General features: G+C 34.3%; 23 protein-coding genes. 12 read left to right on the top strand and 11 right to left on the bottom strand.

Annotated elements, in window-relative coordinates; all coding sequences use genetic code 11:
* Positions 1 to 13: 13 nt before the first annotated feature.
* From V4D31_RS00460 to V4D31_RS00435, 6 genes are all read right to left on the bottom strand, one after another.
* Complete coding sequence (locus V4D31_RS00460; RefSeq protein ID WP_353686282.1) at positions 14 to 433, bottom strand: hypothetical protein; 420 nt, start codon at positions 431 to 433, stop codon at positions 14 to 16.
* Between the two features lie 178 nt (positions 434 to 611).
* Positions 612 to 872 carry a helix-turn-helix domain-containing protein gene (locus V4D31_RS00455; RefSeq protein ID WP_353686281.1) on the bottom strand — a complete coding sequence of 87 codons (261 nt, stop codon included), beginning with the start codon at positions 870 to 872 and terminating at the stop codon, positions 612 to 614.
* Positions 838 to 1,203 (bottom strand): hypothetical protein, encoded by a 366-nt coding sequence (locus V4D31_RS00450; protein ID WP_353686280.1) that lies wholly within the window; start codon positions 1,201 to 1,203, stop codon positions 838 to 840. Before V4D31_RS00450 ends, V4D31_RS00455 begins: the two co-directional genes overlap by 35 nt.
* Complete coding sequence (locus V4D31_RS00445; protein WP_353686279.1) at positions 1,193 to 1,897, bottom strand: hypothetical protein; 705 nt, start codon at positions 1,895 to 1,897, stop codon at positions 1,193 to 1,195. The genes V4D31_RS00450 and V4D31_RS00445 overlap by 11 nt, the downstream gene beginning before the upstream one ends.
* 234 nt (positions 1,898 to 2,131) lie before the next feature.
* Positions 2,132 to 4,225, bottom strand: a complete 2,094-nt coding sequence (locus V4D31_RS00440) for a hypothetical protein (protein ID WP_353686278.1) — start codon at positions 4,223 to 4,225, stop codon at positions 2,132 to 2,134.
* Positions 4,222 to 4,530, bottom strand: a complete 309-nt coding sequence (locus V4D31_RS00435) for an AbrB/MazE/SpoVT family DNA-binding domain-containing protein (RefSeq protein ID WP_353686277.1) — start codon at positions 4,528 to 4,530, stop codon at positions 4,222 to 4,224. Before V4D31_RS00435 ends, V4D31_RS00440 begins: the two co-directional genes overlap by 4 nt.
* A gap of 40 nt (positions 4,531 to 4,570) precedes the next feature.
* Here V4D31_RS00435 and V4D31_RS00430 point away from each other — a divergent pair, with 40 nt between their 5' ends.
* Positions 4,571 to 5,734: a hypothetical protein gene (locus tag V4D31_RS00430; protein WP_353686276.1), complete on the top strand. Its 1,164-nt coding sequence runs from the start codon at positions 4,571 to 4,573 to the stop codon at positions 5,732 to 5,734.
* Between the two features lie 643 nt (positions 5,735 to 6,377).
* Here the strand turns inward: V4D31_RS00430 and V4D31_RS00425 are convergent.
* Positions 6,378 to 6,935 (bottom strand): thermonuclease family protein, encoded by a 558-nt coding sequence (locus tag V4D31_RS00425; protein ID WP_353686275.1) that lies wholly within the window; start codon positions 6,933 to 6,935, stop codon positions 6,378 to 6,380.
* 14 nt (positions 6,936 to 6,949) lie between these two features.
* Between V4D31_RS00425 and V4D31_RS00420 the strand changes: the two genes are divergently transcribed.
* The 7 genes from V4D31_RS00420 to xerD all read left to right on the top strand — a co-directional run bounded on the left by V4D31_RS00420 (position 6,950) and on the right by xerD (position 12,783).
* Positions 6,950 to 7,462 carry a shikimate kinase gene (locus V4D31_RS00420; protein WP_353686274.1) on the top strand — a complete coding sequence of 171 codons (513 nt, stop codon included), beginning with the start codon at positions 6,950 to 6,952 and terminating at the stop codon, positions 7,460 to 7,462.
* Positions 7,449 to 8,528, top strand: coding sequence for a 3-dehydroquinate synthase (aroB, locus tag V4D31_RS00415; RefSeq protein ID WP_353686273.1), 1,080 nt, complete (start codon positions 7,449 to 7,451; stop codon positions 8,526 to 8,528). Before V4D31_RS00420 ends, aroB begins: the two co-directional genes overlap by 14 nt.
* Positions 8,521 to 9,210 (top strand): response regulator transcription factor, encoded by a 690-nt coding sequence (locus V4D31_RS00410; protein ID WP_353686272.1) that lies wholly within the window; start codon positions 8,521 to 8,523, stop codon positions 9,208 to 9,210. The genes aroB and V4D31_RS00410 overlap by 8 nt, the downstream gene beginning before the upstream one ends.
* Entirely contained in the window at positions 9,210 to 10,373 is a 1,164-nt protein-coding gene (locus V4D31_RS00405; RefSeq protein ID WP_353686271.1) for an ATP-binding protein, read from the top strand. The genes V4D31_RS00410 and V4D31_RS00405 overlap by 1 nt, the downstream gene beginning before the upstream one ends.
* A gap of 236 nt (positions 10,374 to 10,609) precedes the next feature.
* Positions 10,610 to 11,041 (top strand): DUF202 domain-containing protein, encoded by a 432-nt coding sequence (locus V4D31_RS00400; RefSeq protein ID WP_353686270.1) that lies wholly within the window; start codon positions 10,610 to 10,612, stop codon positions 11,039 to 11,041.
* 85 nt (positions 11,042 to 11,126) lie between these two features.
* Positions 11,127 to 11,933 (top strand): ribonuclease H-like domain-containing protein, encoded by an 807-nt coding sequence (locus V4D31_RS00395; protein ID WP_353686269.1) that lies wholly within the window; start codon positions 11,127 to 11,129, stop codon positions 11,931 to 11,933.
* Positions 11,899 to 12,783 (top strand): site-specific tyrosine recombinase XerD, encoded by an 885-nt coding sequence (gene xerD, locus V4D31_RS00390; protein ID WP_353686268.1) that lies wholly within the window; start codon positions 11,899 to 11,901, stop codon positions 12,781 to 12,783. The genes V4D31_RS00395 and xerD overlap by 35 nt, the downstream gene beginning before the upstream one ends.
* A 42-nt stretch (positions 12,784 to 12,825) precedes the next feature.
* Here xerD and V4D31_RS00385 read toward each other — a convergent pair whose 3' ends face one another.
* Positions 12,826 to 13,815 (bottom strand): mechanosensitive ion channel family protein, encoded by a 990-nt coding sequence (locus V4D31_RS00385; protein ID WP_353686267.1) that lies wholly within the window; start codon positions 13,813 to 13,815, stop codon positions 12,826 to 12,828.
* A gap of 182 nt (positions 13,816 to 13,997) precedes the next feature.
* Here V4D31_RS00385 and V4D31_RS00380 point away from each other — a divergent pair, with 182 nt between their 5' ends.
* From V4D31_RS00380 to V4D31_RS00370, 3 genes are read left to right on the top strand one after another with little or no spacing between them, the layout of a single operon-like run.
* Entirely contained in the window at positions 13,998 to 15,785 is a 1,788-nt protein-coding gene (locus V4D31_RS00380) for a KUP/HAK/KT family potassium transporter (RefSeq protein ID WP_353686266.1), read from the top strand.
* Between the two features lie 28 nt (positions 15,786 to 15,813).
* Positions 15,814 to 16,962, top strand: coding sequence for an MFS transporter (locus tag V4D31_RS00375; RefSeq protein ID WP_353686265.1), 1,149 nt, complete (start codon positions 15,814 to 15,816; stop codon positions 16,960 to 16,962).
* Between the two features lie 49 nt (positions 16,963 to 17,011).
* Positions 17,012 to 17,395, top strand: coding sequence for a hypothetical protein (locus V4D31_RS00370; RefSeq protein ID WP_353686264.1), 384 nt, complete (start codon positions 17,012 to 17,014; stop codon positions 17,393 to 17,395).
* A 53-nt stretch (positions 17,396 to 17,448) separates the two neighbouring features.
* Here V4D31_RS00370 and V4D31_RS00365 read toward each other — a convergent pair whose 3' ends face one another.
* From V4D31_RS00365 to V4D31_RS00355, 3 genes are all read right to left on the bottom strand, one after another.
* Positions 17,449 to 17,856, bottom strand: coding sequence for a hypothetical protein (locus V4D31_RS00365; protein WP_353686263.1), 408 nt, complete (start codon positions 17,854 to 17,856; stop codon positions 17,449 to 17,451).
* A 134-nt stretch (positions 17,857 to 17,990) separates the two neighbouring features.
* Entirely contained in the window at positions 17,991 to 19,376 is a 1,386-nt protein-coding gene (locus tag V4D31_RS00360; protein ID WP_353686262.1) for a sigma-54 dependent transcriptional regulator, read from the bottom strand.
* Positions 19,377 to 19,379: 3 nt separating this feature from the next.
* Complete coding sequence (locus V4D31_RS00355) at positions 19,380 to 20,783, bottom strand: HAMP domain-containing sensor histidine kinase (protein WP_353686261.1); 1,404 nt, start codon at positions 20,781 to 20,783, stop codon at positions 19,380 to 19,382.
* A 24-nt stretch (positions 20,784 to 20,807) separates the two neighbouring features.
* Between V4D31_RS00355 and V4D31_RS00350 the strand changes: the two genes are divergently transcribed.
* Positions 20,808 to 21,506, top strand: a complete 699-nt coding sequence (locus V4D31_RS00350; RefSeq protein WP_353686260.1) for a YggS family pyridoxal phosphate-dependent enzyme — start codon at positions 20,808 to 20,810, stop codon at positions 21,504 to 21,506.
* Positions 21,507 to 21,511: the final 5 nt, after the last annotated feature.

Raw genomic sequence — 21,511 nt, 5'->3', positions numbered from 1 at the left:
ACGGCTCTTTGTATTATTCTTTTGGTTCATACCTATATCCTTTTCCTTCCATACATTCTCTAAATGCCTTATCTCTTGCAATCGCTTTTATATTTTCGCCTATTTGTGCCCAATTTCTTTTAGTGTAGTCATATACTGGCTTACATTGGAGATTATAGTTTGAGTAAGAGCTTGAGCTTCCAAAGCTATAATAATAAGTGCTACCATGACTGCTCCCGGAGCAGTTATATCCACTTATTTCGGGCTCTGGTAAAGGCTTTTGGGGATAAAGGGTATTAGCATAGTTTTGACATTCTTGATAATCAAGTGTTGCTTCAAAATAGCCCTTTCCTGGCGGGGCTTTCCACACATATTGAGTGCAACCTGCTAATAAAAAAATCAAGGCACTACATAATACAATTGGTTTTGGTGAAATGGTTTTTAGTTCTCGCATTTTAAAACCTCCATTTTTATTTTTGCTAAAGCAATATAACCAAAAAGCTTTTCTTTTTATCTCTATTTTTTTATCTGTTTTTTTATTATATAAATCCTCAGATGACTAATCAAGAGCCCTACTGTTTTGTCTTTATAAATCAATCACTTACAAAGACTGTGAAGTAAATTGTGAAGTATTACTTTGACCTTCTTTTTAACCAACTGTCAAGCTCAGACTTTCTAAACTTCAAGTATTTTCCAGCTTTTATATGAGGAACCTTGCCTTGAGAGACTGCCTTGTATAGCCAGGAAGAAGGACACTTAAGATAAGAGCAAGCCTCAGTAAAGCTTAAGACCTCATCTTGCTTATTAATTAACTCAGCTATTTTATCCTTAAGTTTATCTGCAACTAACTCAGCAAGCTTATTGAGTTCTTCTTCTGTAAGCTTTATTTCCATTAATACTCCCCTTTATTTTGAAAGCTTGATAAATCCTGCATTGAGAGCAATTGCCTTTAAAAAGGAAGTATGGTTCATAAAGAGTAATACAGTAGCCTGTTTTCTTTTTCATCTCTGCATTACAGCAGTCATCAAAGATAAATTCCTTGCCTATACTGTTTACAGGCTTAGAAAGGCATTTAAATGAGTTCTGAAGTCTATTTTTAGCTCTGTATTGCTTAGCATAAGCTTTCAGGTATCTATCTCTATACTCTGTCCTACAAGAATAAGAGCAAAAGCTTCTGTTCTGTCTTGTAGGAGTAAATTCTTTATTGCAGTTCTTACAAATCATATTGGCCACCCTTGTTAAAGATATGGAGCTCAATATGCCCACAATTTAAACATTCTATGGCTGAGTGTCTTTGATTAGGCTTAAGAATTATCCAACTGTCACTTCCACATATAACACAAGGTCTGTTGAGATTGATGCCTTCTTTATGTTGAGCGGTTGGTTGAGGTATACGAGTCTTTTGTTTATCTTCCTGTTTAGTTTCTGCATTTACAACTTCATTAAACACTTCTAAAGAGTGTTTTAAAGTTTTTGGTTCTTTAGGTTTGAGTTTGTTGTTTGCCTCCCATAGATAAATATCTTCATCAAGTTTATCATTAGTTGAGGTTACAGTTTGCTCTGCCTGCTCTCTATAACCACAAAGAAGAAGGTAGAGGCTTTCATACTCTCCTAATATGTCCTTTAGCTCTTTAAAGCTTTTCTGCGTAAAAGAGACGTTAGGCTTAAAGAAGAAGTTTATCCTTTCTTCAATCTCTAAAATCTTTTTCCAAATGTCAGGTTCATTTTTCTTAGCCCACTCAATAAGCCCTGGAGTATATTTTTTGTTTATCCTCTCAAGAGTTTCTTCTATTAGTTTGTCAACTTGTTCTCTTAGGACAGCAGAGTCTATCTCTTCTTTAACGGTCTCTTCTCTAACAAGCCTCTTATCATAACTTAACCCTAATTTTTCAACTACCCTTTTTGCTATCTCTCCCATCCTTAGACACCCTCCTTTTTGTGAAAATTTTTCTTTTTATATATATACCCCAAATCAAAGTGTTACATATGTTACAAATGTTGATTTTATGCAGGTTTACGGGCTTTTTTTGAAGTGTTACAAAAGGGTATCTGTAACACTTTGAAAAATCCTCGCAAACCCTTGATTTTATGCCAAATGTAACATATGTAACACTTTGTTTTCGGAAATATACATTAAAAACAAAAATTTTCATTAATATCTCTCCATCATCTCATCGAGCCACTCTTTTTTTACGTGGTATCCTCTTCCAAATCCACGCTTTAGGATTGGTGTTGGAGCATCCTCGCTAAGATTTGAGATAAACTGGGACAGTCTTTTGCCGCTCGTAATAAATTTCAAATTTTCATCGTTTTGAACGTCTCTTAAGAGCTCAGAAGTGGGAACAAAGATTTCGTTTTCTCCTGCTGTGAGTTTCGAGGACAATATCTCCAGGAAAGCTTTAACTGAATTTTCTCCTTCAACGTCTCTTCTTTTCCTCCCTTTCTTGAGGATGAACTCCACGGTTTTGTCGTAGAAATTGCTTTTAAAAGCTTCATCGATGACTGACGCAATGGACAAAATTGGTTCTGAGATATCTTGAAGTCTGTCATCAAGGGAAAAGATATCTTTCCATTCACCTGTAGCGGAGTGGTATACGTCAGAAATCTCCTCAGCAAAATTAAGGGAAAACAAATAAAGCCTCGCCTTTAATTCATCAATTCTTTTTTTCTCTTTTACGATGTTAAATCTGCAAACACTTTCGTTCTTTTTTTTCCTTGACATGATGATTTTGAACGCCCTATCTTCAATCGTGTCAGCAACTTTATTAATCCCTGCAATTACTTTTGGAGAGTAGACTCGGAAGTAATGAATTGTATGACTTCTATCTTTACTGACTCGTGGAATGACTGAGTTTTGTTGGAATCCTCCATTAAGTAGAGAGATAATATCATGGTAGGTTTCGACATCATCTGTTCTGATTCGCTCCATCTCATCAAGGATTACAGTATTACAATCACTCTCAACCTGTCTAAATAATGAGGCACTTGATGGACTTATTAATCGTGGAGTCGCATTGAAACATAAACAGGACAAAATATCCAATAACAAGGATTTGCCACACCTCTTCATTGGTGAGGTAATCCAAAGGTACCCGTAGTAAATAAAAAGCGGATGAAGGTATGTTCCAATAACCCACATCCCAAGAAAAATTGGAGTGTTTGCATCCGTGAAGAACACGTGACTCCCAATAAAGTTGGCAAGCTCCTGGACAAGACCAGCTCCATCTACTTTTTCTTTCTTTTCAAGAAATCTTTTTGCAATTTCAGGTGTTAAGTTGGAACACATAAAGTTTGCGTTCTCAACTTCTTTAACTTTGTAATCGCTTGAGATTAGCACTTTTTTGGAATTCCAGATAGTTCCATAAGTTAAAACTCCATTATGGAAATCGATAGCTTTTGGCTCGTAGATTTCTTCAATTACTGTGTTTAGAAGCTTCAAAGTTTCTTTTTCTTTTTTTTTCTTTTGCCATTTTTCCTTGCTTAAGAAATTTTTTTCTTCTTGAAGAATCTCAAGAAGCTGCTCTTTTGTTCCTCCGCTTTCAATCCAGTCCGAAATGTCGCCCTTTTCTTTTAGATTTAAGGACTCAGGATTCAAGATTTTTACGGACTTAGCTATTGGCTTTAGCTGCTCCTCTATCTTGAAGGAGTGTTGAATACCCACCTCATCAAAATCCGGAACTATGATAACGTCCTTATCTATGAAGTATTTATTAAAATTTGCTCTCCATTTTCCAGCGCCAAACGGAGCTGTCGTCGCTGTTAACCCCATTTTGGCAAGATTGTCAGCATCTTTTTCACCCTCGGCAACGAACACTTGTTGAGATTTGATTAATTCTGGCAGTTTGTACAAAACAGGCTCCACGTCTCCTAAATTGTATACGCACCTACCATCCACGAAGCGCCTTATCCTAAAGTCCTTGGGCTCATATCTTACAACCTGAAAGAGCAGCTGCCCCGTTTCATTTGTATAGTCGTATACTGCGACTATCCTCTTTTCATTATCCTCTGTTTTGTCTTCTGTAAATTTTTCTTTGTGATTTGTGTATAAGTCTTGAACTTTCAGTCCTAAGGCATCCAAAATACTCTCGAGGCTGCAACCTGCAAAGCAATGTAGCAAGATTCTACCATTAGTTTCTTTTACACTTAATGACTGATGTTTATCACTGTGTGCTGGGCAGTAGGCCATGTAGCTATTGCCCACTTTTTTTACCCCCTCTAATTTGTTCAAAAGTTCCTCCAATGTCATGATAGCTCCTCCTTTACTGGCGTGATTAGAACTTTACCTCCTTGTATGGAGAAATCTACTTTATCTCCAGCTTTCAACCTCAACTGCTTCACCACCCAAGATGGGATTCCCACCTCTGCATACCTCCCGTTTCTTCTTAGTTTGTAAGTAAAGCCACTGTATTGTTTTGGATTTAAGACAATAGCACCTCTTCTGACTTCAAGCCCTACATAATCCCCGATTTGCATCTTTAGCAGCTTTATCACCCATGTAGGGACATTCACTGCAAAAGTGCCATCTTTTCTTTGTCGCAAACTGTAAAACATTTTTCCCACCTCCTTTTTTTTGTTTTTTGTCTATGTCTTTATGTTAAAATTAAGAAAGACAATAAAGAAGATGGGAGGACATAAAAAAGTGAGGTGGACACCGAAAAGATTAATATCTCTTGAATGGAACAGGGAGGACTTATTGGTTTGCTACACCAAGAAGGTAAATAAGCAGGTTTGCTTAAAGATTTTGTCTGAGGTTTATAAAGAGATTGGTTGGAAAGCTGAAGACTGCATAGTTGGATATATTGAGGATGGAGCATTTGCCTGGAATTTAAAGGATAGTTCTATTTGGTGGGTATTTCTTTTCTTGATAGTCTTCTTTAAGGTTCCTGAAATTAAAGAGAGCTTTAAGAAAGCCCTGATAGAGAATATTTCCTCAAACGAACAGATTGTCAAAGAGCTTTATGAAGAAGGACTAAAATTAGAAAGACATTCCAGAAGAAAGTTTGCTTCCTTATTTCCTGAAATCTTTTCAAAAAAGAGATTCAAAGAGGAAGAGTTAACCCCTGAGAGATACTTCAACCCAGATGAGTATTTTGAAAGGGACCTCATCCCTTTATTTGCTGAAACTTTTTTAGGAAAGACACTTGGTAATTATAAAAAACACGAGCTTGAGAAAATTTTAAAAGTTGTCTCTTTCTTTGAACTTGAGACCATAAAGCCTGAGATTACAGAGTCTGAGATTAAGCATGTAATGATTATATATACGACAAGGTGGTTTAAAAACTTCTTCTTAACCCTTCCTGATAAATTGCCAGACAAATTGGACATTCTAACCTATGAATGTATCGAGTTGCGTAAAAGACTTTTAAATGAAGGTTGCCTCAAAGATGGAAAGTTAACCAACATTGGTAAGCTGAAAAAAATCATTGGTGATGAACTTCAAGATATTGCAAAACTTACAGGGAGAGCAATCTATGAAAAAACTACAATCTGCATCTTTTGCCTTAGCAGGTTTAACACTCGTTGTTTTAGTCCTGCCCTATTTTGTCCTGTTTGCAAAAACAGGTATAGAAGCATAATTCAAAAAAGAATACAAAGGCATCCTGAAAGAGAAACTATACAAACAGAATTACAAAACATAAGAGAACTGCTTAAAGAAGAGGTTTGTAACATAGAAGTCATAGAAAGACTTGTGTATGAAATTAGAGAAAAATATCCTCAGGTGTTTGCTCCTATTAAAACAAAAACACAGCAATAAGAAATAAGCTTAAAAAAAATAATTATGCCTTTTCTTAGTTAGCCCTGAGTTCTATCTCTATCTATCTAATAGAGTATCCAACAAGAAGTCCTGTAGTATCTCCTGCAGGAAACATAGTCTAAGCATAAAAACACAGTTGGATGTGTTTAGCTGCCTGTCTGCCCCCTTACTTCACCCCCAAAAAAACAGGGCTTTCTACAAATACTATTTCTATTTACATAAATTCTTTTGTATAAGTTAACTTTGTTAAATGTTTGAGAATTACAAAAGCTAAAAATACCCTTTCATAGAAAAAATCTATCTTTACTATAGGAAAAACCAATGTGAAGTAATACTAAAAAATGTGAAGTAATTGTGAAGTAAGCAATAAAAAATGAGGGCAAACAGGGGTAAATGCTATTTTGCAAACTCTTTGATTTTTCTAAGAAAAGACAACATGGGATAACATAAGAAAGTGCCTGAATAAGAATCGCACTCTGGAGGTCGGGGGTTCAAGTCCCCTACCGTCCATCAAGAATTATCAAGGGTTTACAAGAAATCACTTTTTAGACCTTCGCAAAATTGTCATACTGTAGTTTTTCAAGAGTTTTACCGCATCAATGTAAATCTTTGCTACTTCTATTCGCAGTTTCCGGTTAAAATCTTATCTATGATTTTGAGGATGCTGTTTTCTCCATTGAGATGGCGCCTCACGGAGTCCATCTTTTCCCCAAATTCCTCTTTTTTCCTGTCTTGCCAGTCTTTGTGCCTGCAAAAACCATTCAGTATATTTAACATTTGGCGGCACTGTATAAACCATAGCATATCCATCTCTTACCATCATATAGTTAAGCATCCTCCCATTTTTATCCCACAGATATGCAAGAATTCTTCCATATCTGTCTCTGTGCTGAACATCGAGTTCAATTTTTACAAGCCAGTCACTTTCTTTAATGAGTTTTCTTAGATGATTTTTAGCTCTTCTTCCCCATGGTTCCTGGGCAAGCTCTGGTGCATCTATTCCAATAAGACGCACTCTTTCAGTTTTAACTATAATCCCAAAAAAACTGCCCGTAACAATACTGACAGTATCACCATCATTGATTTCTGTGACTTTGTAATAATCAGCCTCTTTTTTTGCGCAGGCACTGGTGAAAATAAAAAATACAAGAAACAGTAGAATCCCAAAGCCTATGAAATTTTTAGTATAATAGTATTGCATAAATTAATTTTAACATGAAAAATATTGTTCTCATAGGATTCATGGGCACAGGGAAGAGCTCAGTTGGGAAAATTCTATCAAAAAAACTTGGTTTTAAATTCATTGATGTTGATAAAGTTATTGAAAAAACAACAGGCATGAAAATTTCTGAGATTTTTTCAAGATTTGGAGAGCCCCGTTTCAGAGATATTGAATCAGAAGTTATAAATCTCATAACTCAAAAAAACAGACAGGTTATTGCCACAGGCGGAGGAGTTGTTTTAAGAGAAGAAAATATGAAAAAACTTAAGGAAAATGGTGTAATTTTTTGCCTTAAAGCTTCAGAAAATGTTATTTTTGAAAGAGTGAAGCATTGTAAAGACAGACCTCTACTGCAGGTGGAAAATCCTGAAAAAAGGATAAAAGAACTCCTTGAAAAGAGAAAACATCTTTATGAAAAAGCAGATTTTTGCATTGACACAGAAGGATTAACTCCTGAGCAGGTGACAGAAAAAATAATTGAGAGGTTGATAGATGGAAAAACTTAGAGTTGAATTGGGTGAACGAAGTTATGAAATTCTCATTGACAGAGGAAATCTTTCCCTCATTGGAGAGAGGCTGCTAAGATTTTCTGTAGGAAAGAAAGTATCTATCATAAGCAATCCAAAGATTTTTGAGCTTTATGGCGAAAGAGTAATAGCATCATTAAAAAAAGAAGGATTCGACACTTATTCAGTTTTAGTCCCAGATGGAGAGCTTTACAAAGACTACTTCTGGGCATACCATATTCTTACTCAACTTCTTGAAGCAGGATTTGACAGACGCTCCTCACTTATTGCCTTAGGAGGAGGAGTGATAGGAGACCTCACAGGCTTTGTTGCTTCCATATATATGAGAGGCATACCTTACATTCAGATACCAACAACCTTGCTTGCTCAGGTTGACAGTTCAGTAGGAGGAAAAACTGCTGTTAACCATCCTCTTGGCAAAAACATGATTGGGAGTTTCTGGCAACCTTCTTTAGTATGGATTGATGTTGATACCCTTGATACTTTACCTGAAAGAGAGTTTATTTCAGGTTTGGCTGAGGTTATAAAATATGGAATTATATGGGATAGAGAATTTTTTGAATTTCTTGAGATAAATAGGGAAAAAATTCTGAGAAAAGAAAAAGAAGTACTGATCCAGATAATAAAAAGAGCCTGTGAGATCAAGACAGAGGTTGTTTCAAAGGATGAAAGAGAAAGCTCTCTTCGAGCCATACTCAATTATGGTCATACAATCGGGCATGCCATTGAAACTCTGACAGGTTATGGCAGATATCTTCATGGAGAGGCAATATCAATTGGAATGGTCTATGAGGCAAAGCTCAGTAGAATGCTTGGTTTTCTTGAAACAGAAAGTCTGGAAAGAATAAAAAATATTTTGAAAAACTTTGGATTACCCATAAATCTACCTCTTAATATGGATTCATCAGCCATGATAAAAACCATTTTGCTTGATAAAAAGAACATTGAAGGAAAAATCAGAATGGTCATTCCAGAAGCAATAGGTAAGATGAAAATAAACTTTGAAATATCAGAGGAAGATTTAAAAAAGGTTTTAAATGAATGAAAAAATTTTAGTTGTTGAGGACGAAAGAGAGATTGCTGATTTAATAGCCTATACACTTAAAAAGGAAAATTTTGAAGTAACAATAGCTCTTGATGGTGAGACAGCTTTAAAGAAACTAAGAGAAAATTTCTTTGATCTCGTGGTTCTTGACCTCATGCTGCCTAAGATTCAGGGACTTGAGATATGCAAAGTTATAAGAAATAATCCAGATATGCAGAAAACGGGAATAATAATTGTAACTGCAAAGGGTGAAGAGTTTGATAAAATCACAGGACTGGAAGCTGGAGCAGACGATTACATTACAAAGCCTTTCAGCTCAAAAGAGCTTCTGGCAAGAATAAAAGCAGTTTTAAGAAGAACAATGCCAGCACATTCTAAGCAGAAGATTATAAAAATAAAAGAAATGGTAATAGATAAGGAAAAATACCTGGTAACAGTAAAAGGACAGCCAAAAAGGCTCTCAGCAACTGAGTTTAAACTTCTTTTATACCTTGCAGAAAGACCAAATAAAATTTTTAATAGAGACCATCTTCTTGATGCTGTATGGGGGCATGAAATTTATGTGGATTCAAGAACAGTGGATGTTCACATAAGAAGACTTCGTTTAAAAATTGAAGAGGATCCTGATAATCCAGAATATATTAAAACACTTCGTGGAATTGGCTATTACATTGAGGCTTAATGGTAGCGGAATTTTTAATATTGCTGATTTTTCTTTTAATTCTTATAATTTTGATACTGACAGGCAGGATAAAAACACTTTCTCAAAAAATTCATGAGCTGCAGTCTGAAAAAAATGTTTATGAATTAACTCAAATTAAATCACCTCAAAGCTTTGAAACAATTTTAAAATCAATAACAGAAGGACTTCTTATTATTGATCCCAGAGGTTACATAATGCTTGCCAATCAAAGTCTTAAAGATATTTTAAGAATAGATGAACCTCCAGAAGGAAAACAGGTTATTGAAGTTATTAGAAACATAGATTTAATAAATCTTATAAGCTCAGCAATGGTTGAAAAACAAGATTTGACAGCAGAAATCATAGTTAAGAAAGCTGGAAAAGACATATATCTTCTTGCCAAAGCAATGCCTGTGGTTGATTCAGGAAGTGTCTCTTTTCTAATAATTCTTCTTCATGACATAAGTAGACTTAAACAACTTGAAAATATAAGAAGAGATTTTGTCGCAAATGTTTCTCATGAACTTAAAACACCTGTTACTGCCATAAAAGGCTATGCGGAAGCTCTTCTTGATGGAGCTATTGATGAAAGAGAGAATGCCAAAAAATTTATTGAAATCATAAAAAATCAGGCAGACAGACTTAATGCACTGGTAGAAGACCTTTTGACTCTCTCAAGGATTGAATCAGGAGATATAAAAATTGAAAAGGAAAAGATACTGCTTGAGAGTCTGGTAGAGTCGGTTTTTGAGATTTTTAAGGACAGGGCAGAAAAAAAAGGGCTTCTTTTAAAAAAAGAAATTCCCTATGAAACATTTATTTATGCAGATAAAGATAGATTTACCCAAATAATGATAAATCTCATAGACAATGCCATAAAATTTACTGAAAAAGGCTTAGTAAAAGTGAGATTTTTCCAGGAAAATGATAAAGGAATTCTTTCAGTGGAAGATACAGGGATAGGAATTCCAAAGGAGCATCTCTATAGAATTGGAGAGAGATTTTACAGGGTTGATCAAGCCCGTTCAAGACAGCTTGGAGGAACAGGGCTCGGATTAGCTATAGTTAAACACCTTGTTTTAGCTCATGGATGGCAGTTCAAAATTGACAGTGAAGTGAATAAAGGAACAGAGGTAAAAATTATTATTCATGATAATTTTTGAAAACTACCTTATTGCCTCACATAAAAATCTATTCGAAAGGAGTTTTTACCTTTTTCTTGACACCGTGTTGTCCTTGCATCCCTTGTGGGTGCGAAAAGGAATCTGCAACGAATGGTATTTCAAGTAGATTTTAAATGAGGCAATTCGGGAGATTTATTTTAATTGATGGTTTGTTTTAAAATTAAAATTAATGTTTAAAAATGATGTCAGAGATGTAAAAAGAAGTTTTCAAAACAATGGAAGAAAATAACACACATCCAAAAGTTCGGAACAGAAGAGTTCATCTTGCAAATGAAAGAACCTTTCTTTCATGGATTAGAACAAGCATTGGAATAATGGCATTCGGATTTGTTGTTGAAAAATTTGCACTTTTTGTAAGGCAGATCTCCTTTTTTGTTTCTTCAACTTTACATCAGAAAGAGCCATCGCATGTTTTGGAGAAAGAACTATTACAGCCATCGCATGTTGGATATTCTTCATTCTTTGGTATATTTCTTGTCGCTCTTGGAGCATTAATGGGTTTTCTTGCTTTTATACGATATAAAAAGATTGAAAAACAGATTGATGAGGACAGTTATAAACCCTCTTTGTTACTTGATATACTTCTGGTAGTCGCTATTCTTGTAATAGCTGGCTTTTTGATAATTTATCTTATACATAGTATTTAATTTTTTTGTTCAAAAAGTATGATTCAACTTATTTTTATTCTTTGAAAACTTGTCTAAATTTTCTTAAGCTTAATATAATAAAAACATGATTAAAAATACTTTTATACTTCTTGATGGAATTGGAGAAAAAAGAGAACGAAAGCTATGGAGACAAGGAGTTCTTACTTGGGAAGATTTTTTCAATTGTAAAGAGGTTCTTGATTTAGATTATGAAAAAAAACAAAGCTATGATGAGTTTCTTCACTGGGCTTATGAGGCTTTAATTTGCAAGGATTGTTGTTTTTTTGCTGAACATTTGAAAAAAAGAGAACACTGGAGGCTTTTTGAAGAATGGATGAACGATGTAGTATGCCTTGATATAGAAACAAACGGACTAACACCAGAGAAAGGTGGATATGTAACTGTGGTTGGACTTTATTCTCCAAAAGGGTATCAAGCTTTAGTTAAAGGAGAAAATCTCACAGAAGACAATCTTCAGCAATCCCTTGATGGATACAGATATTTGATAACATTTTATGGAAGCATTTTTGATATTCCATTTCTTAAAAAAGAGTTTCCTAATTTGAAAATTGAACACATGCCTCATTTTGATTTATTTTTTGCAGGAAAAAGATTGGGAATTCATGGTGGGCTTAAAAAGCTTGAAACATTATTTCTGATTGAAAGACAGGAAGAGCTCAAAGGGCTTAACGGATATGATGCTGTAAAGCTCTGGAAAGCATATTTAAATGGAAGTACTGACAGTCTTGAGCGCCTTATTTCTTATAACAGAGCAGATACAGAAAATTTATTCCAGCTCGGAAAGATTTTTTATGATATGTTGCGCTCACAGGTAGGCATTGAAGAGTTTATAGATAATGGAACAAAAAGAGATTCTCAAAAAGTTTCTTAACTATTGTCTTACTGAAAAAGCCCTTTCTATAAATACAGTAAAGTCCTATGAAAATGATTTGAAAGGATTTTGTTTATATCTTCAGCAACAGCAAATTTCACCTTTAAATTGCGAAAAACAACTGGTTGTAAATTACCTTTTAGGCTTGAAAGAAAAAGGCTACAGTTCTTCATCCATTGCGAGAAACCTGTCTTCTTTAAAGCAGTTTTTTCGGTTTTTGATCTTTGAAAATTTAATAAATCATGATCCAACAGAGGGACTTAAATCACCAAAACTATGGCTCAGACTTCCAAAAGCTCTTGAAATTGATGAGATAAAAAAGCTTCTTTCAGTGATGCTTCAAAGCAAATATTACTTAAGAGATATTACCATGCTTGAATTGATGTATGCTTCAGGATTAAGGGTCAGTGAGCTTGTTAATCTAAAATTGAGCGATATAAACTTTGAAGCAGGATTTATAAGAGTTAAAGGTAAGGGTGATAAAGAAAGAGTTGTTCCAATAGTTTATCGTTCAATAGATAAAATTAAAAAGTATTTGATAGAGCTAAGACCAAAGCTTCTTAAAAAGAAGGCTTCCGATTATCTTTTTCTTAATAATCGAGGACAAGCAATGACCCGTCAGAGATTCTGGCAGAATCTCAAGGTAATGGGGAAAATTGCAGGCGTAAATGTAACACCTCATATGATTAGACACAGCTTTGCAACCCATTTGCTTGAAGGTGGTGCAGATTTAAGGTCTCTACAGAAAATGCTTGGTCATAGTGACATATCTACAACTCAAGTTTATACTAAAGTTTCAATGGATAGACTTCGTAAAGAGTATCTTAAACATCATCCAAGAGCTAAGTAAAGCTATAAGAAAGATTCAAACTTTTCTATTACTAATTCAATCTCAGCTAATGCTAATTCTTTCTTCCTGGAAGCGTTTAAATATTCTTTTTCTTAGTTCATGCTGAACACTATACTGATCAACAAATTCTCTTATTTGACAAACAATAGTAAAATTAAGAGAGTTCTCACCAAATCCGGGAATAAATCTTACTACTGGCTCGGGTTCACTAAGTAGTCCTTCAATTTCTACTGAAGCCTTTTTTGTTTCTTCAAGCAATATTTTCTCAACTCTTTCAAGATCTGATGAATAACTTACACTAACTGGAATCTGTAGAGTCGTTCTTTTTTCAGGTAAAAAATAGTTAACCACAATGCTTTGAGAAAGCTTGCTGTTTGGTATTATTAACATATTATTTGAAAGCATTCTGATTCTTGTAGTTCTCCATGAAATATCCTCCACATATCCTTCCTGTCCATTTTCAAGTCGTATAAAATCACCAATCCTTATTGTTTTTTCTGCCATAATATGAATTCCGGCAAAGAGATTTTCAAGAGTGTCTTTAAGAGCAAGAGCAACTGCTAATCCACCTATACCAAGTGCTGTTATAAGAGGTGCTATGGAAATTCCAAAAATGTTAAGTATTATTATAAAACCAATTAAATAGACGGCACTCTTTATTATTATATTTAAAAGACCTGTTGACTGCACAGAAACTGATGAGCGTTCCACATACCGCATAAAAAGTCTATTAGCGAGATTAGCAACAGGTATAGTTATTGATAGAATTATCAATACATGAATCGTTTTAATTATGTATAAATTATATTTTTGAGGAAATTCTGAGCTTTCAATTCCTATATAAAGGGCTATTCCAATGCACCAGAAAATTGAAGGAACTTTAATTGTATTTATTATTAATTTGTCTATGCCTGTTTTAGTCTTTTTACCCCAGTGATGAAGGATTTTGAATAAAAAAAATCTTGCAAACAGTAAAACTCCTGCTACAGCTACTACTATTATAGATAAAACTGCAATTTTTTCAATATTCATAAAATTATCCTTAAATTGTCTTCAATTCCTGAATATGAAGGAAATATCACGCATTAGAACCTGCATTAAATCACGGTAATAGATTATAGCAAGCAGTCTTAAAAAATCAAGAGATTTTAGTTAATCAAAGCTGGCAACTTAGGGATTTTTTCTATTCTCAATTTCAGGTATAATAAAAATCTATGACTGGAATCATCAAAGCAATGGGCCTTGTTTTTGGAGATATTGGAACAAGCCCAATATATACTTTAACTGTTACATTTTTAATTCTTGAGCCTACCTATGAAAATGTTCTCGGAGTTCTCTCTCTTATTTTCTGGACACTTGTTATACTTCCTACGATTCAATACAATGTTCTTGCAATGAGACTAAGTATAAGGGGTGAAGGTGGAACAATTGTTCTTGCTGAGATATTTAAATCTCTTTCAAAATCAAAAAAAGCTAAAGGAGTTGTCACATTTTTATCCTTTATAGGAACTTCTTTTATTATGGGTGATGGTGTTATAACTCCATCAATAAGTATTTTAAGTGCTGTCGAGGGTTCAGCTTTTATACCAGAAATAACAATTTCGCAAGAGATGATTATTTTAGGAGCCATGGTTATTGCTATATTTTTATTTCTTTTCCAAAAAAAGGGAACTGAAAAGGTTGCCTCTGCTTTTGGTCCTGTAATGGTTATATGGTTTTCTTCTCTTCTTATTCTTGGTATCTATGGAATTTTAAAAAATCCTGAGGTTTTGAAGGCTGTAAATCCATATTATGCTATAGATTTTGTTTTAAAAAATGGGTGGAAAGGCTACTTAATCTTAGGAGAAGTCATTCTCTGCGTAACAGGTTGTGAGGCAATGTATGCAGATATGGGACATCTTGGTTCAAAGCCTATAAGGCAGGCATGGACAATTTTGTTTTTTGTTCTTTCAATTAATTATTTCGGTCAGGGTGCTTTTATTCTATCTCATCCTGAGGTTAAAAACATTCTTTTTGAACTATCTTTAAATTTTTCATACTCTCTTTATGTTCCTTTTTTGATTTTAAGTATAGCTGCTACAATTATTGCTTCGCAGGCAATGATAAGTGGAATGTTTTCTATTGTCTATCAAGCAATTACAACAAGAATAATGCCAATGTTGAAGATTGATTATACCTCAAAAGAATTAAAATCCCAAATATATATTGGAACTGTTAACTGGTTTTTATTGATTGCAGTTTTATTCATTATGTTAGAGTTTAAAACTTCTTCAAATTTAGCAGGAGCCTATGGATTGACGGTAACAGCAAATATGTGCATAACAGGAATTATATTGATTTCAATATTTTTTCTTAAAAGAAACTATATTGCATTGATATTTGCTTTACTTGCTACTGCTATTGATTTTGTATATGTCAGTGCATGTTTGCAAAAAATTCCTCAGGGTGGATATTACTCAATAATTCTTGCGTTGTTTCCATTTTTAACCATTCTGGTTTTTACCAATGGACAGAAAAAACTTTACAGTATTATGCAGTTTATAGAAAAAGAAGATTTTATTTTAAAATTTGAGAGGATCTATAAAACAAATCCAAAAATTCCGGGAACAGCTATTTTCTTTATCAGGGATACAAGTAAGATCTCTCCTTATATTGTAGAAACAATGTTTTACCACGGAATAATTTATGAGGACAATGTATTTCTGTCAATACTCATTAGGCCTGATCCATTTGGAGTTACTGGTTATTTTAAAGAAAATCTCTGTCAGAGCATAAGAGTATTTGAAATTGAAATGGGTTACATGGAGTTTGTAAATATTGAAGAAATACTTAGAGAAAATGGAATTGAAGAAAGGGCTATATTTTACGGTCTTGAAGACATTGTTGCAAGAGGATACTGGAGGATATTTGCTTTTATAAAAAAAATAACTCCCACATTTATAAGCTTTTTCCGCTTGCCTTCAAGAAAGCTTCACGGAGTTTTAACAAGGATTGAGATGTGAGCAATTTCAATATTTGTAACTGAAAAAAATGAAACCTACTACAGTATTTATTGTTTTACTTGGGCTTGTAAGTTTATTTGCTGACATGACATATGAGGCTGCAAGAAGCATTACAGGTCCATTTCTTGCATTTTTAGGTGCCAGTGCTACTTTGGTTGGATTTATTGCAGGTTTTGGAGAGTTTATTGGATATGCTTTAAGGCTTTTTTCTGGATGGCTTGCTGACAGGACTGGTAAATACTGGAGCATCACAATCGGAGGATATTTAATCAATCTTTTAAGTGTTCCAGCACTAGCTTTGGTTGGGCATTGGCAGATGGCAGCTTTGCTGATCATGGCTGAAAGAATTGGCAAAGCATTGAGAACACCTGCAAGAGATGCTATGCTAAGTCATGCCACAGCAGAGATTGGTAGGGGATGGGGCTTTGGACTTCATGAGGCAATGGATCAAATTGGAGCAATGCTTGGTCCATTGACAGTGGCAGCAGTATTTTATTTTCATGGAGGATATAGAGAAGCTTTTGCAGCACTGCTTGTTCCAGCTTTGTTTGCTATTGGTATTTTATTTTTTGCAAGGTTTCTTTATCCATCACCGAAAGAGCTGGAAGTATCAAAAATTCATATTGAAACAAAGGGATTTAGCAAAGTTTACTGGGTTTATCTCATAGCAGTTGCCTTAAATGGTGCAGGATATGCTGATTTTCCTTTGATTGCCTATCATTTTAAAAAAGTCGAAACAGTTTCGGAACAGTGGGTACCTGTTTTTTATGCTATGGCAATGGGTATTGATGCTCTGGCAGCTTTAATCTTTGGATATTTTTTTGATAAAAAGGGACTCTCTATTCTTATTTTTTCAGTAATTCTTTCATCAGGTTTTGCGCCCTTATGTTTTCTTGGAGGTTTTTATTCTGCTTTGTTGGGCATGATTTTGTGGGGGATAGGAATGGGGGCACAGGAGTCTGTAATGAGGGCAGCTGTAGCGGTTTTGGTTCCAAAGGAAAAAAGAGGAGTTGGATATGGAGTATTCAATACTGGATACGGTTTATTTTGGTTTTTAGGTAGCACGGTGTTGGGGCTTTTATATGATTTTTCAGTGTATATTTTGGTTATTTTTTCAGTAATTCTTCAGATTACCTCAATCCCTTTTCTTATCAAAGTAAGAAAAATGTTACACTAAAAATTAGGTCAAAATAATTTAAAATTGATTGCTACGAGGAGGTTTTATTATGAAGACATGGTTTGTTTATGTATTTGGTCGCTGGATTGTACTTTCAGGTATTGCAGGAGCATTGCTTCAGTTTGTTTTGAGTGATTACCTGAGAATTCACACAATTCCAGCATTTTTACTCAATCAGTTTTTACTTGCCAATGTATTCTGGTTTGTGGATAAGGCAATATTTAAATCCCATTTTAACATTCCAGCTTTTTATCCTCTATGGGAAATCAGAAAAGATGTGGTATGTGCTGACTGCGGAAAGATTTGTGAGGGATACAGGGTCGTAAAAACTAAAAACTACGACAGACTTCATGATCCTGAACCAGAGTTTAGATGCAAAGAATGCAGAGAAAAGAAACTTGAAGAATTAAGAAAAAGAGGGATAGAAGTATGAAATAAAAAAATTAAGGTGGAGGATTAATCCTCCACCTTTCTACTGAAAGCTTACTATTTCTTTTCAGCTGGTTTTTCTTCTTTCTTTCCTTTAGCTTTTTTCTCAGCCTTGGCTGCAACTTTCTTTACGCTCTTTGCTGTAGCCTTGCCATCTTTCTCAGTGTATTTTACTACAACCTTATCACCAGCCTTAACGTCCTTAATCTGCTCATCTGTTACTGCAATTGTGAGCTCCTGCTTTTTGCTTTTTACTGTGATGGTTTTGCCAACTGTGTCAACAGCTGTAACCTCACCAGTAATGCTTTTTACCTTTTCCTTAGCTGCTTTCTTTGCAGGCTCTGCTGGTTTTGCAGGCTCTGCTTTCTTTGCAGGCTCTGCTGGTTTTGCCTGAGGCTGAGCAAATGCTGCTGTTACTGTAAGAGCAAATACCAATGCCATTACTACTGCTAAAATTTTCTTCATCCTCTTTTGTCACCTCCTTTCTTTTCTGTTTTTTTCAAAGGGATTTCAGTCTTTAGCTCTAAAATATACTATACAAATTTTATGCCAGCATACATAAGGTTATCTATCTTACCTTTTCGTTAATAGAGATTTCCTCATTTAAGGAAATTTTCCCTTTTCGGAAAATTTTCAGAAAGTCCGAATTTTTCAAGTCTGTACCAGAATGTTTTGTAGCTCATTCCAAGTAATCTTGCTGCCTTTGCAATAACATAATTGGATTTAACCAGAGCTTTTTTTAGTAACTCTTTTTCAAGCTCTTCGTAATTTATTCCCTCATCAGGTATATCTATCTCAAAGACATTTCTTGGCATGGAAATCTTTAATTCATCCTGAATATCCTTTAGGGTGATTTTTTCTCCTTCACAAATAATTATTGCTCTTTCAATAACTGTCTCTAACTGTCTTATATTGCCAGGCCAGTGATAATTAAATAAAGCCTCCATTGCAGAGTTGTCAATTCCATTAATTCTTTTTCCAAATTCTCTTGAGTATTTTTCAATGAAAAAGTTTACAAGCTCTGGAATGTCCTCTTTTCTCTCCCGTAAAGGAGGTATTTCCACTGTTATGACTTTTAATCTGTAATAAAGGTCTTCTCTGAATTTATTTTTTTCCACCTCTGTAGAGAGATTTTTGTTTGTTGCTGCAATTATTCTCACATCAACCCTGATTGTATCTTTACCACCAATTCTTCTTACTTCTTTTTCCTGAAGCACTCTGAGAAGTTTAGATTGAGTTGCTAAAGGAAGTTCAGCAATTTCATCAAGAAAAAGTGTTCCTTTATCTGCTGCTTCAATGAGTCCTATTTTTCTTGTATTTGCACCTGTGAACGCTCCTGGTTCATAACCAAAAAGTTCACTTTCTATCAATGTTTCAGGAATTGCTGCACAATTTATTGCAATGAAGGGTCTGTCTTTTCTTGGTGAATTATAGTGAATTGCTTTTGCGATAAGTTCCTTACCTGTCCCTGATTCGCCATATATTAACACTGTTGCATTTGTTGGAGTTACTTTTTTAACTATATCCAGCACTTGAAGCATTTTTTTTGATTTTCCGATTATACCTTCAATTTTGAATTTCTCATAAAGCTCCTTTCTTAGCCTCAGATTTTCTTTAATAAGATTCATTCTTTCTTCTGCTTTTTTTACAGTCACTAAAAGAACTTCTTTATCAAGGGGTTTTGTAAGATAATCAAAGGCTCCTTTTTTTATAGCATCAACTGCGGAAGAGATTGTTCCAAAAGCAGTAATGACAATTACAGCAGGCTTGAAAGGTTCTTCTGGAAGACTATTAAGGATTTCAATCCCATTTTGAGTTCCCAGTTTTAAATCAGTAAGAATTATATCTGGAAGGACTTTGCCAATTATTTCTTTTGCTTCTTCTAAACATGAGGCAGTGTAAACATTATAACCTTCTTCTGAGAGAATTGTCTGGAGAATTTCTCTTTGTAACTGTTCATCATCTATTATCAGTATTGTTGTCATTGATTAAACCGGCAGATAAATTTTTACTTCGCTGCCTTGTCCTGTTTTACTTGAAAATTCTATTTTACCACCATGCTCTTCTATAACTTTTTTTGCCAGAGGAAGCCCGAGCCCAAGTCCTTCTTTTTTAGTAGAGAATAAAGGTTCAAAAATTTTATCAATAACATCCTCGGGTACTCCACAGCCTGTATCAGATATTTTGATTAAAAGATTGTCTTCTATAATCTCTGTTTGAATAAAAAGATTTTTAACTTCAGAGTCTTTCATTGCATCTATTGCGTTCTTAATAATATTTAAAAGACAGCTTTTTATCAAATCTACATCAAGATTGACAGTAAAATCAACTTTGTAATCTTTATAGATATTAATGCCTCTGTGCTCTGCAGTTGGTTCAATAATTGAGACTACTTCATCTATTATCTCTATAACACTTACAAATTTTCTATTCAACTTTAATGGCCTTGTATATTCAAGATATTCTGTAATTAGATTGTTTACCCTGTAAATTTCTTGTTTCATGCTTTCAAGAAGTTTTATATAAGTATTATCATTTTGTTGTTTTTTTAGTTTTTCTATAAGATGATCAATGCTTAAGTTTATAAAATTAAGAGGATTTCTTATTTCATGAGCAATTGTTCTGCTGAGCTGTCCAATTGCTGCAAGATGTTCTGCTTCTCTAAGTCTTTCCTGAAGCATCTGATTTTCCTGCAACTTCTGAATCATAAAGTTAAAACTTTCTGCTATTTTGCCTATTTCATCTTTTCTGTTGATGTTTAATCTATAATTAAAATCACCCTGAGCAACCTTTATTGCAGCCTGAGTTAAGCTATCAATTGGCTTGGTATATCTTAAAGAAATGATGTAGGTTATAATTATGCCTATGGAAAATATAATCAAAGTTGTAAGCATTCTTTTAACTGCATTGTTTTTTAAAATCTTTGAAAAATCATCTTTATTAATTCTCAAATGAATATATCCATACTGAACATTACCTGCTATTACTGGTACAATTACATTATAAATATTTTCTTCTTCAAATACTGGTTCCCCAAGTTCTGCTTTGATAATCAATTCTTTCTTCCTGTGAGTTATTGGCTTTCCTATGTTTTGTGGATTAGTGCTTGCAATAATCTCTTGCTGATTACTAATTATGGAGACTTCTTTTATTCCTTTAGTATTGAGTTTATTAAGATATTCTGTAAGTTTGTTTGAGCCACCACGGGTGACCTCTTCAACTCCTATCTGAATAGCCTTTGTAAGATCTGCAGTCTGTCGTTCTATTTCCTTTAACAGTCTTCTTTCAGTTTGTGTATAAAATATATAAAGTGTGGACATTAAAGTAAAATTAAGTAAAAGCAGAAGCACCATAAACTTCCACTTTAAAGAAAGTCTATCAAGGATTTTCATAATCATGTATAATTGTATTATAGTATGCTTTCAGAAAGAATATCATCTGTTTTTAAAAAAATAACCTACGCTGCTTTGAGAGCAGGTAGAAATCCAGAGGAAATTAAAGTTGTGGCTGTAACAAAATCTCAGGGCATTGATAAAATAAAAGAGGCAGCCCAACTTGGCTTAAGAATTTTTGGGGAAAACAGAGTTCAGGAAGCAAAAAATAAAATAGAGGCTTTAAAAGATTTTATAGCTCAATGGCAGATAAATATTGAGTGGCATATGATAGGGCATTTGCAGAGCAACAAAGTAAAGGATGCTCTAAGGCTCTTTGAAGTAATTCACTCAGTTGATTCAGAAAAGCTTGCAGTATTGATAAATAAGGAAGCAGAAAAAATCGGTAAAATTCAAAGAGTTTTAATTCAGGTAAAACTCTCAGAGGAAGAATCTAAATTTGGGATAGAGCCTGAAAATACAGAAAAATTAGTGGAACTATGTTTTCGACTTCCAAATATTAAAGTAGAAGGACTTATGACAATCCCTCCCTATTTTGAAAATCCGGAGAATGCAAGACCCTATTTCAGAAAACTAAGACAGATAAAAGACAGTTTATTTCAAAAAGGATATGCCCTTACTGAGCTTTCAATGGGGATGTCAAATGATTTTGAAGTAGCAATCGAGGAAGGTGCTACAATGGTAAGAATTGGCACAGCCCTTTTCGGGCAAAGAATAAATTGAGGGGG

Origin of the sequence: Thermodesulfovibrio sp. 3462-1 (genome assembly GCF_040451425.1) — a bacterium.
GTDB classification, from domain to species: domain Bacteria; phylum Nitrospirota; class Thermodesulfovibrionia; order Thermodesulfovibrionales; family Thermodesulfovibrionaceae; genus Thermodesulfovibrio; species Thermodesulfovibrio obliviosus.
The sequence above is the reverse complement of the archived record's forward strand: the minus strand, read 5'-3'. Positions and strand labels throughout refer to the sequence as shown.